Origin of the sequence: Georgenia sp. SYP-B2076, from assembly GCF_003991205.1 — a bacterium.
GTDB lineage: Bacteria > Actinomycetota > Actinomycetes > Actinomycetales > Actinomycetaceae > Georgenia.
The window spans coordinates 205,399-215,691 of record NZ_RXOZ01000036.1; the positions used below are offsets into that span (position 1 = coordinate 205,399).

7 protein-coding genes are annotated in these 10,293 nt (G+C 74.9%); 4 read left to right on the forward strand and 3 right to left on the reverse strand.

The genetic code is table 11. The features are described from left to right. Window positions 1-12 precede the first annotated feature (12 nt). Window positions 13-2,100, reverse strand: a complete 2,088-nt coding sequence (locus EJK16_RS18325; RefSeq protein ID WP_205739839.1) for a S8 family peptidase — start codon at window positions 2,098-2,100, stop codon at window positions 13-15. 304 nt (window positions 2,101-2,404) lie between these two features. Between EJK16_RS18325 and EJK16_RS18330 the strand changes: the two genes are divergently transcribed. Beyond that, window positions 2,405-2,785, forward strand: a complete 381-nt coding sequence (locus tag EJK16_RS18330; protein WP_127131953.1) for a hypothetical protein — start codon at window positions 2,405-2,407, stop codon at window positions 2,783-2,785. A 90-nt stretch (window positions 2,786-2,875) separates the two neighbouring features. Here EJK16_RS18330 and EJK16_RS18335 read toward each other — a convergent pair whose 3' ends face one another. Both EJK16_RS18335 and manA read right to left on the reverse strand, forming a co-directional pair. Then, window positions 2,876-5,359 carry a S8 family serine peptidase gene (locus EJK16_RS18335; RefSeq protein WP_127131955.1) on the reverse strand — a complete coding sequence of 828 codons (2,484 nt, stop codon included), beginning with the start codon at window positions 5,357-5,359 and terminating at the stop codon, window positions 2,876-2,878. 42 nt (window positions 5,360-5,401) lie between these two features. Then, entirely contained in the window at window positions 5,402-6,820 is a 1,419-nt protein-coding gene (manA, locus tag EJK16_RS18340) for a mannose-6-phosphate isomerase, class I (RefSeq protein ID WP_240646158.1), read from the reverse strand. A gap of 61 nt (window positions 6,821-6,881) precedes the next feature. Between manA and rfbA the strand changes: the two genes are divergently transcribed. From rfbA to EJK16_RS18355, 3 genes are read left to right on the forward strand one after another with little or no spacing between them, the layout of a single operon-like run. Continuing rightward, a complete protein-coding gene (gene rfbA, locus EJK16_RS18345) occupies window positions 6,882-7,751 on the forward strand; it encodes a glucose-1-phosphate thymidylyltransferase RfbA (RefSeq protein WP_127131957.1) in 870 nt (289 codons plus the stop codon). Continuing rightward, entirely contained in the window at window positions 7,748-9,148 is a 1,401-nt protein-coding gene (locus tag EJK16_RS18350; RefSeq protein WP_127131959.1) for a lipopolysaccharide biosynthesis protein, read from the forward strand. The genes rfbA and EJK16_RS18350 overlap by 4 nt, the downstream gene beginning before the upstream one ends. Further along, complete coding sequence (locus EJK16_RS18355) at window positions 9,145-10,161, forward strand: glycosyltransferase family 2 protein (protein ID WP_127131961.1); 1,017 nt, start codon at window positions 9,145-9,147, stop codon at window positions 10,159-10,161. The genes EJK16_RS18350 and EJK16_RS18355 overlap by 4 nt, the downstream gene beginning before the upstream one ends. Window positions 10,162-10,293 lie beyond the last annotated feature (132 nt).

Genomic DNA, 10,293 nt, shown 5'->3' on the forward strand with positions numbered 1-10,293 from the left:
GCCGCGCCAGACCTACCGCCGCACGCCCAGCGTCTCCGTGCCGTTGCCGTCCCAGTCCCCGGTGAGGGCCTCGTCGCCGGGGTTCCCGTAGGCGAGCACCTGGTCCGCGGCCCCCGACGTCAGGAGGTTGCGGAGATAGAACTGGTTCCCGCGGCGCACCGCGAGCGTGTCCGTGCCGTTGCCGTCCCAGTCCCCCACCAGCACCTCGTCGCCGGGATTGCCGTAGCCCAGTACCACGTCCGCAACCCCCGACGTCAGCGAGTTGCGCAGGAAGAACTGGTTCCCACGGCGGACCGCCAACGTGTCGGTGCCGTTGCCGTCCCAGTCCCCCACCAGGACCACGTCGCCCGGGTTGCCGTAGCCCAGCACCACGTCCGCGACCCCGGAGGTCAGCGCGTTGCGCAGGTAGAAGACGTTCCCGCGGCGGACCGCCAACGTGTCCGTGCGGTTGCCGTCCCAGTCCCCCACCAGCACCTCGTCACCGGGGTTGCCGTACCCGACGACGACGTCCGCCGCCCCCGTGCTGTTGGAGTTGCGCAGGTAGAACGTCGCGCCGCGCCGCACGCCCGGGGTGTCCGACCGGTCCCCGTTCCAGTCGCCCATGAGGGCCTGGTCGCCGGGGTTGCCGTAGTCGAAGCGGAGGTCGGCGGCGCCCGTGAACCTGTTGTTGAGGAAGAAGCCGGTGGCACCGCCGTCGGGGACCGCGGGCGGGGCGGGGGCCCCCGCCGTCGGCGCCGCGTAGAGCAGCTTCTTCGGGTCCGCCGCGTCCGAGGGAACGAAGTCGACGGCCGTCGTCGCGGCGCTCAGCGCGGTCCACACCTGCGCGGGCGTGAAGCGCGGGTTCCGCTCGAGGATCCTGGCCGCCGCACCGGCCACGTGCGGGGACGCCATGGACGTCCCGCTGCCCTCGAGGCTGGCGGTGTCGGAGGTCGCCCAGGCGGACAGGACGGCGGCGCCGGGCGCGTACACGTCGGTGCACGACCCTCTGTTGGAGAAGCTCGCGATCGCGTCCGCGTTCGTCGACGCGTTGACGGTGATGGCCTCCGCCGTCCGCGCCGGGGTGGTCTGGCACGCCGACGTGCCGCCGTTGCCCGACGCCACGACGACCGTGATGTTGTCGTCGATCATCGTGCGGACGGCGGCGTCGACGGCGTCGCTCGCGGGGCCGCCCATGCTCATGTTGGCCACCGCCGGCGTGCCGGCGTCGTGGTTGCTCACGACCCAGTCGATGCCGCTGATCACGCCGGCGTTCGTGCCCGCGCCGTTGCAGTCCAGGACCCTCACCGGCACGATCTCGACCTGCTTGGCGACGCCGTAGGTGGTGCCGCCGAGCGTGCCGGCGACGTGGGTGCCGTGGCCGTGGCAGTCGTTGGTGCCGCCGCCGTCCGTGACCACCGAGAAGCCGGTGCCCACGCGGCCCACGAACTCGGTGTGGGTGGCGCGGATGCCGGTGTCGATGACGTACGCCGTGACGCCGTCCCCGGTGGTGTCGTACTCGTACGTCGTGCTCAGACCGCTGCGCTGGTCGATGCGGTCCAGGCCCCAGGGGGCCGCGGCCTGGACGGAGGCCACGCCCGGCGCGGCCGCCGGCGGCCCCCCGGTGACCGCGGCGCCGCCCGCCGCCATCGGGCCGAGGTCGTCCGGCAGGGAGACGGCGTAGTCGGGCTCCGCCCACAGCACCGACGGTGAGGTCTCCAGCTGGGCCGCGACGGCCTCGGCCGCCTCGGCGCTCATCGGCGCGTCGAGCCCCACCGTCCGCAGGCCCAGGCCGATCGCCTGGCCGATCTGGAGCTGGAGGTCCTGGACGAAGGCCGAGCCCGTGACCACGCCCGGGCCCTCGGTCGGGCCGACGCCGGGCGCGTAGGCGACGATCAGCCCCGCGACCTGCGCGCCGCCCGCGGCGGCCGGGGCCTGGGCGGCCGGCGCCTGGGCGGCCGGGGCGCCTCCCGGGGCCGCGGGGGCTTGGGCGGCCGGAGCCGGCGCGGCGACGGCGAGAGCGGCGAGCAGGGTGCCGGCGGCCAGGGAAGCCCCTCCGGTCCGGCGCCGCCACCGACCGGCTGAGTGCGGCGAAGTGGGGATACGTCCACGAGTGTCAGTCACGGTCACTCCCTTGCCGTCGCGGCTGGGGTCACGTCGTCGTGCCGCCAGCACCGCCGAAAGGCCACCAGCGCTACAGATCGGGACGCTAGACCCAGGCCGATCCCGCCCGGAGAGAAACGAAAGCCCCCCGAGCCCGCTCAAACCGTGTCCCCGAACCCCGTGCCGGACGTGTCCGAAAGTGCCCCGGCGGCGCCGGACATGGCGGCAGAATTGCCCGCGGACGCCGGTGGACGATCGGCTTCCGCGTGGGCGAGGCTATGATCCGGGCCGGTGCCACGGCCGGCCAACGCGAAGGGGGACGTACATGTCTGATCTCGAGATGCTCAACAGCGACATGCACGAGGCGTTCGACGACATCATCGACGAGACCCTCACCGACCCGGTCACCGGTCTCGACGTCGTCGTCGACGGGTTCGACGGACCGGCGACGATCCGCCTGGTCGTCCCGCTCGACTTCGACCACCCCGAGGCCGAGGACATCGAGGAGATCGACGAGGAGACGAAGCGTGTGCGGGGCGGGGAGGACCTGTGGGGCCCGCTCGTGACCGCGGCCCACGAGCTCTCCCACGCCGCCGATCCCGACCTCGTGCTCACCGAGGACGTCGACCTCGATGAGGCCGTGGAGGTCGACGTGGACGACGCGGAGGACGTGGACGGGGACGAGGACCTCGACGACGACCGGTGACCTCGCGCCGGCGGCCGCCCGTGGTGGCAGCCAACCGCGGCGTGGCCGGCGGTAGCCGCCCGGAGCTGGGCCGTCGGCGCGTGGCCCCGGCTACCGCCGGCGCACGCCCAGCGTCTGCGTGCCGTCGCCGTCCCAGTCGCCGACCAGCACCTCGTCGCCCGGGTTCCCGTAGCCGAACACGAGGTCGGCCACGCCCGACGTCATCGAGTTGCGGAGGTGGAACACGTGGCCCCGCCGGACGGCGAACGTGTCCGTGCCGCCCCCGTCCCAGTCCCCCACCAGCACGTCGTCACCCCAGTCGCCGTAGGTGACGACGACGTCCGCGACGCCGGACGTCATCGAGTCCCGCACGTGGAACTGGTTGCCGCGGCGCACCGCGAACGTGTCCGCGCCGTCACCGTCCCAGTCCCCCACCAGCACGTCGTCACCCCAGTCGCCGTAGGTGACGACGACGTCCGCGACGCCCGGCGTCATCGAGTCCCGCACGTGGAACTGGTTGCCGCGGCGCACCGCGAACGTGTCCGCGCCGTCACCGTCCCAGTCCCCCACGAGGACGACGTCCCCCGGGTCGCCGTAGGTGACGACGACGTCCGCGACGCCGCCGCCGGCGGAGTTGCGGAGGAAGAAGGTCGCCCCGCGCCGCACCCCCACGGTGTCGGTGCCGTCACCGTCCCAGTCGCCGACGACGACCTCGTCGTCCGCGTTGCCGTAGGCGAAGTGGACGTCGGCGGTGCCCGAGAAGTTGTTGTTGAGGAAGAACCCGGTGTCCGCCGGCGCCGGTGCCGCCGGGACGCCCGGCGCGTCGGGCGCCGCCGGGACGCCGGGCGCGGCGCGCGCGGCCGGCGCGCCGGGTGCGGCCGGCGCGTCCGGTGCGGCCGGCGTGGGTGAGCCTGCGGCCGAGGCGGTGTACAGCAGCTTCTTCGGGTCACTGGGGTCCGCGGGCCGGAAGTCGATGGTCGTGGCCGAGCCGCCGATCGCGCCCGCCACCTGGGCCGGGGTGAGGGCGGGGTCCGCGTCGAGGAGCCGGGCCACGGCCCCGGCCACGTGGGGCGCCGCCATCGACGTCCCGTCCCCCACCGCGAGCGCCGTGTCCGAGTCGCCGAACGCCGAGACGATGCCCACGCCGGGGGCGTACACGTCCGCGCACGCGCCGTAGTCGGAGAACGACGCCGGGGCGTCGGCGCGCGTGGACGCGCTGACCGTGATCGCCGCCGGCACCCGGGCCGGGCTCACGTCGCACGCCGGGACGCCGTCGTTGCCGGAGGCGACCACGACCGTGATCCCGTCGGCGATGAGGGCGCCCACGGCGGCGTCGACGGCCGCGCTCGCCTCGCTCATGATGCTGATGTTGACCACCGCGGGAGCGCCGGCGCGGTGGTGCGCCAGCACCCAGTTCAGGCCGGCGATGAGCCCGGAGGTGGTGCCCTCGCCGCCGCAGCCGAGCACGCGCACCGGGACGAGCGTGACGGCCTTGGCGACGCCGTAGGTCGTGCCCCCGACGGTCCCGGCGATGTGGGTGCCGTGGCCGCCGCAGTCGGCGGTGCCACGGCCGTCGGTGATCGCGGAGAACCCGCCGACGACGCGGCCGGCGAGGTCGACGTGGGTGGGCCGGACCCCCGTGTCCACGATGTACGCGGTGACGCCGGCGCCGGTGGTGTCGTAGCGGTACTGCCCGTCGAGGCCGCGCCGCTGGTCGATGCGGTCCAGGCCCCACGGCGGCACGCTCTGGATCGCCTGGAGGCCGACGGTGCCGGCGGGCGAGAGCGGCCGCGCGTCCTCGGCGGCGGCGCCGCGGTCCTCCGGCAGGGTGACGACGTAGTCCGGCTCGGCCCAGGCCACCAGCGGCGAGCGGGCCAGCTGGGCGGCGACCTGCTCCGCCCGCCCGAGAGCGACCGGCTCGGCCAGCTCCACCGTGCGCAGCCCGCGGCCGAGCGACACCCCCGGCTCGAGCTCGACGTCCGGCACCTTCGCCGAGCCGGTCACCGCCCCGTTGGCCTCGGTCGCCCGGACGCCCGGCTCGTAGGCGACGATCAGCCCGCTCACCTTCGGGTCCGGCTCTGCGCCGGGGGGCGCGGTGGCCGCTGGCGGGGTGGCGTCGGGCAGGGCGGCCCCGGGCGAGGCAGCGCCCGACGCCGGAGCAGGGCTCGGCATGACGTCGCCGCCCGACGCCGGAGCAGGGCTCGGCACGACGTCGCCGCCCGACGCCGGACCAGGGCTCTGCACGACGTCACCGCCCGACGCCGGGTCAGCGCTCGGTGCCGGGGATTCGGTCAGCGCCGGGTCCGGGCTCACCGCGCCGGGCACCCGGCCCTCCGAGCCACCGGCGGGGCTCATGAGGGCGCCCGCGGTGCCCGCGGCACCCTCGGTGTCCGCGGCACCCTCGGTGTCCGCGGCACCCTCGATGCTCGCCGGCGCGGGCAGCTCGGCCGACGCCGACGCCGACCCCGCCGCGGGCCCGGCGGGCCCCACCGCCATCAGCAGCCCGGTCGCGAGCACGGCGCAGGAGGTGATGAAGCGCCGTCGCGCGACCCGCCCAGAGGAGGGCCACCAGCGCGCTGCCCGATGATCGGTCACACCACGACAGTAGTAGGAAAACGGACGGTAATCGTCGATCTGTTACGGCACGTCGGCCTGGACGAGGGTTCCGGTGCCGTGGACGAACACGCGCCCCTCGTCGGCGCGGACGAAGACGGCCTGCCCGCGCTCGAGCCGGACGCGCTCCTCGGCGGTGGCCACGTCCGCGGTGCCGTCCAGGCACAGCAGGATGCGCGGGCCGCGGCCGGGCAGCGGGTGCCGGGGGCCGTCGGGCAGGTCGGCGAGGTCGGTGATGGAGAGCTCGAAGTCGTCGACCGGCGCGTAGAACACCCGCGTGGCCCCGTGGAAGACCTCTGGCGCGGGACGGATGGGCGGCGCCGCGACGTAGTCGACGCACTCGAGCATCTCCGCCACGTCGATGTGCTTGGTCGTCAGCCCGGCGCGCAGCACGTTGTCCGAGGAGGCCATGATCTCCACGCCCACGCCCGAGAGGTAGGCGTGCACGCCACCCGCGGGGATGAAGAGCGCCTCGCCGGGCTGCAGGGTCACGGGGTTGAGCAGCAGCGAGGCCACGACCCCGGGGTCGCCCGGGTAGGCCTCGGCGAGCATGACCACGGTCCCGTCCGCGCGCGGGGACGGCGAGCCGGCGGCCAGCCGGGCGGCGCAGGCGGCGGCGACGGCCTGCACCTGCGCGGCCGGCGGGCGGGTCGCCGGGGCGAGGAGCGTCGTGAACGCCTGCCGCACGCCCTCCGCCGACGTGTCCGAGCGCAGGATGCGGTGCAGCTCCCGGGCGAGCGGCACGTCCAGGTCGACGAAGAGCTCGGCCGCGCGGCGCGGCGCCCGGAACCCGCACATCGCCTCGAACGTGGTGAGGGCGTAGACGAGCTCGGGCTTGTGGTTGGGGTCGCGGTAGTTGCGGTGCGGCGCGTCGCGCGGCGTCCCGGCGGCCTCCTCGGCGGCGAACTGCTCCCGCGCGCGCTCCAGGCTCGGGTGCACCTGCAGGGAGAGCGGGCGCTCCGGGGCGATGAGCTTGAGGAGGTAGGGCAGGTGGGCGCCGAAGCGGGAGACCACGTCCTCGCCGAGCGTGCCCACCGCGTCCGCCGCGATGAGCGCGCGCAGGTCCGCGGCGGTGGGCGGTTGGTCGTGCTCGGCGAGCCCGACGGCGGACCCGCCGGCCGCGCCCCCCGCCCCGCGAGCGTGAGCGGTCAAGTCCTCGCGCACACCGCCCCTCGTCGCGTGAGCGGTCAAGTCCTCGCGCACACCGCCCCTCGTCGCGTGAGCGGTCAAGTCCTCCCGGGCCGCCGCGGCGCCGTCCGCGCCCTCGCCGACCTCGTCGCCCTCGCCGGACCCGTCCGCCGCCAGCCGCGCGGCGCCCGCCGGGTGTGCCCCGAACCACAGCTCCGCCACGGGCCGGCCGGTCGCGGGAGTGCCCATGAGGTCCGGGATCGCGCGGCTCGATCCCCATGCGTAGTCACGCCCCACGCCCGTCAACCTGTGCACGCGCACCTCCCGTTTGGTCCAGGGCCCAACCGTAACGTTGAAGATGCGCCAGACTGTGTGGATGCGCGGAATCATTTTGGCCGGCGGGTCCGGCACGCGGCTGCACCCGATCACGCAGGGCGTGAGCAAGCAGCTCGTGCCCGTGTACGACAAGCCGATGGTCTACTACCCGCTGAGCACGCTCATGCTGGCCGGCATCCGCGACGTGCTGGTGATCACCACCCCGCACGACGCCCCCTCGTTCCACCGCCTCCTAGGCGACGGCTCGCAGTTCGGCATCAGCATCTCCTACACGGTCCAGGAGGTGCCCAACGGCCTGGCCCAGGCCTTCGTCCTCGGGGCGGACTTCGTGGGCGACGACGCCGCGGCCCTGGTGCTCGGGGACAACATCTTCTACGGCCCCGGCATGGGCACCACGCTCGGGCGCTTCAGCCACATCGACGGCGGGGCGGTGTTCGCCTACCACGTCGCCGACCCGACGGCGTACGGCGTCGTCGAGTTCGACGAGAGCTTCACGGCGGTCTCCCTCGAGGAGAAGCCGGCCCAGCCGCGGAGCTCGTACGCCGTGCCGGGCCTGTACTTCTACGACAATGACGTGGTGGAGATCGCCAAGAGCCTCGAGCCCTCGGCCCGCGGGGAGTACGAGATCACCGACGTCAACCGCGCCTACCTCGAGCAGGGCCGTCTGCAGGTGGAGGTCCTGCCCCGCGGCACCGCGTGGCTCGACACCGGTACGTTCGACTCCCTCGCCGACGCCACCGCGTTCGTGCGCACCGTCGAGGCGCGGCAGGGCCTGAAAATCGGCTGCCCTGAAGAGGTCGCGTGGCGCCAGGGGTTCCTCACCGACGACGAGCTGCGCGAGCGGGCCGAGCCCCTGCGCAAGTCCGGCTACGGCGCCTACCTGCTCGGGCTGCTCGACCACGACGCGTGAGTGCCACCGATCCCGACCTCGTGCCCGACCAGCCCGTGAACCACCCGGAGGCCAAGGCCCCATCCGGCTCCAGCAATGCCCTGAAGGTGGCCGTCGGCCTCATGATCTTCGGGCTGTCCAGCTTCGTCTTCCTCGGCCTGTCCGGGCGCGACCTCGGCCCCGCCCTCGCCGCACCCGTCTCGGTGGCCTGGACGATCCTCAACGCCGTCGGCATCGGCCTGTTCATGCCCCTCGAGCAGGAGGTCGGGCGGCAGATCTCGGCCGCCCGCGCGCGGGGGGCTCTCCGGCGCCCGCCGCTGCCGCGCGTGACCCGCTACGCCGTCGGCGCGGTGCTCGCCCTCGCCGTCGTGGCCCTGGTGGGCATCGTCCCGATCTCGGACACGTTCCTCGGCGGCTCCCGCGGACTCGTCGTCGTCCTCGTCCTCGCGCTGGCCGCGCAGGCGCTGGAGTACTACGCGCGCGGCATCCTCGCGGGCACCGGCCGCTTCCGCCGGTACAGCACCCAGCTCGCCGTAGACGGCGGAGCCCGGATCGTGCTGAGCGCGCTCGTCTTCCTCGCGCCGGCCGCCTCGCCCGTGCTCTACGGCGCCGTCCTGGTGGCCAGCCCCCTCATCGCGACGCTCACCACCATCCCGCTGCGCGAGCTCCTCGGCCGGGGCCAGGGCGCGGCGGCCTCGGCGGGTGCCGGAACCGCCGAGCGCACCCCCGGCACCGCCGCCGCGGCCGACGGCGGCGCACCCGCCGGCACCGCCGGCCAGCCCCTCGCCCCGCTCGTCGTCACCTCGGTGAGCGGTCAACTCCTCGCCAACGCCGGGCCGCTGGCGATCGCGGCCATCTCCTCGGCCGCGGAGCAGGCGACCACCGGCCAGTTCGTCGCGGCCGTGACCATCGCCCGGATCCCGCTGTTCCTCTTCGCCGCCGTGCAGGCCGTCTACCTGCCCTCGCTCGCCGCGCACGTGACCACCGGCCGCGTCGAGGACTTCCGCCGCTCCGTGCGTGCCGGCGCCCTGGCGACGGCGGCCCTCGGCGGCGCGGGCGTGCTCGGCGTGGCGGTCCTGGGCCGCTGGGCGATGCAGCTGGTCTACGGGCCCGAGTTCGACATCTCCCGCCTCGACATCACCCTCATCGCGCTGTCCGGCGGTCTGTTCATGGGCGCCCAGCTCCTCGTGCAGGGCCTCCTCGCGCACCAGGTCGACGCCCTCGTCGCGTGGGGCTGGGGGCTCGGGATCGCCGTCACCGTGGCGACCCTCTTCCTGCCGCTGGCCACGACCACCACCGTCGCCGTCGCCCTGTGCACGGGCTCCGCCGCCGCGCTGCTCTTCTTCGCCGCCGCCCTCCGCCGCACCATGCGCGGCTGGGCGGGCGCGCCCCGCCGCCACTCCTCGGAGGAACGATGACCCTTCAGCTCAGCGTGATCATGCTCGCCTACGGCGAGGAGGAGTGGCTCGGCGCCGCCGTCGACGCCGTGCTCGCCTCGACCGGGGTGTCGCTGGAGATCGTCCTCGTCGACAACGGGTGCACGACGTCGGCGGTCGCCGACGTGACGGGACGCCCCGGGGTGCGGGTCGTGCGCCCCGAGAAGAACCTCGGCTTCGCCGGCGGGGTCAACCTCGGCGCGCGGGAGAGCCGCGCCCCGTTCATCGCGATGGTGAACTCCGACGCGGAGGTCGAGCCCGACTGCCTGCGCCTGCTCGTCGAGCGCGCCGCCGACGAGTCCGTCGGCATCGCCGGGGCCCTCGTCCTCCTCGCCGACCGGCCCGACAAGGTCAACTCCGCCGGCAACCCCCTGCACGTGCTCGGCCTGAGCTGGGCCGGGCGCATGGACGAGGACGCCGCCCTCGTCCCCGACCGGGCCGACGTCGCCTCCGCGAGCGGCGCCACCCTGGTGATGCGCCGCTCGGTCTGGACCCACCTGCGCGGCTTCCCCGACGAGTTCTTCGCCTACCTCGAGGACCTGGAGCTCTCCTGGCGGTGCTGGCAGCAGGGCCTGCGGGTCGAGGTCCTGGCCGCCGCGCGGGTGCGCCACCACTACGAGTTCGGCCGCTCGCCGCTCAAGATGTACCTGGTCGAGCGCAACCGGCTGCTCTTCCTGCTCACCTGCCACGAGGTCAAGACGCTGCTGCTGCTGGCCCCGCCGCTGCTCGCCTTCGAGGTCGCGCTCCTCGCGGTGGCGGCCTCGCAGGGCTGGGCGAGGCAGAAGCTGCGCTCGTGGGGCTGGGTGCTGCGCCACCCGGGCTGGATCCGCCGTCGCCGGGCGTTCGTGCAGGCGGAGCGCACCGTGCCCGACCGGGAGCTGACGCCGCTGCTCTCGGACACCTTCGACCCCGTCGCGATGGACCTGCCGGCGGCGGCGCAGCCGCTCCAGAAGGTGCTGCAGGGGTACTGGCGCCTGGTGCGCCCGCTGGTCTGACGGCGGAGCGGACGACGGGGGCGTGCCCGCGCCGTGCGGCGCCCGCGCCGTGCGGCCGGCGGCCGGTCAGCCCCGGTCGGGCTCGGCCGGCGCGCCCGAAACGGCGTCGATGTCCGGGCGCTCCTCGCGGTC